The sequence below is a fragment of the Vibrio sp. 2033 genome (genome assembly GCF_033339735.1).
In genome coordinates, this window is record NZ_JAWOVC010000148.1 from 1 (window position 1) to 953 (window position 953).

1 protein-coding gene and 1 pseudogene are annotated in these 953 nt (G+C 50.9%); both read right to left on the reverse strand.

Features of this window, described 5'->3' with window-relative positions:
* Window positions 1-126, reverse strand: a 126-nt coding sequence (locus R7P74_RS25225) for a DUF3150 domain-containing protein (protein ID WP_318123380.1), incomplete at its 3' end; no start/stop codon positions are given.
* A 199-nt stretch (window positions 127-325) separates the two neighbouring features.
* Window positions 326-953: pseudogene (locus tag R7P74_RS25230) on the reverse strand (YqaJ viral recombinase family protein); the annotation flags it as partial.

Consider the following 953-nt stretch of genomic DNA (forward strand, 5'->3'; position numbering starts at 1 on the left):
CTCAGGTGGAATTTCACCACCCTCGCCCAGCTTGAGATCAGATGCAGACAAACGGGTTTGTCCACTCCAGATGTCAAAGTCTACGTGGATAACACAGAGGCTTTGTAGATGGTTCACTTTAGTCATGATGCACTCCAAAAAGTTGGGGGCGCACCACGTCCCGAACCGGGCGGATGCGCCCGGTTGGGCTAGTAAATTAACGTTAATTTGCTGTTTGTTTTTGGCGACCAGCTATCGCACTTTTCGCTCTCCGAAGAGAACAAAATCTTGCTTTCCGTTGGAGACTCCCAGAATCCCCAAGGGAAAGCGGGGGAAAATCCCCCACTCACCAGTAGAACGTCTCTACTTCTTCCGGCAAATCATCAAGAGGAGCAAGCACGTCCTCATCAACAATGTACCGTGGCTTCACAGAGCCAGTAACCGTTACACGGCACCGCTCTGATGACTTCTCTCTGTACTGGTCAACATCCTCAGGCTTCACGCCTGACGCCTTATCAGCCAACAGCTTTTTGTAGTCTACCCGGCCAGCCGCTTTGTATCTCGTTACCATCACACCGCAGTAGTCGGCATGGAAGTATTCCCCCATGAGGGACTTCATGGTGTCGAGATGAGGCTTTTGCCTTTCTTGAAGCTCAGACAGTCGCTGTTTCAGCTCCTGAATCTCAGCATCATAGAGGCGGTATTCCTCAGCAGCAGCAATCCAACGGTTGACCTCTTCACCTTGCGGTATGTACAGGTCTCTCTCTGGATCTTTGTCGGGCTCCTTCTTGTCTACTACCTGTTGCCAGAACTTTTTAGCCTCGGCCAAGATTTCTTGAATCATGGCTTCGTCTCGGAGTATTGGAAACTCCTGAATCTGACCTTCAAAGTAGAAGACTAACCAGCCTTGCTTGGCCCCCGTTACCAGGAGCTGGTGTTGCACCTGCGGGTAATAAAGCTGGTATGCCTTGCTG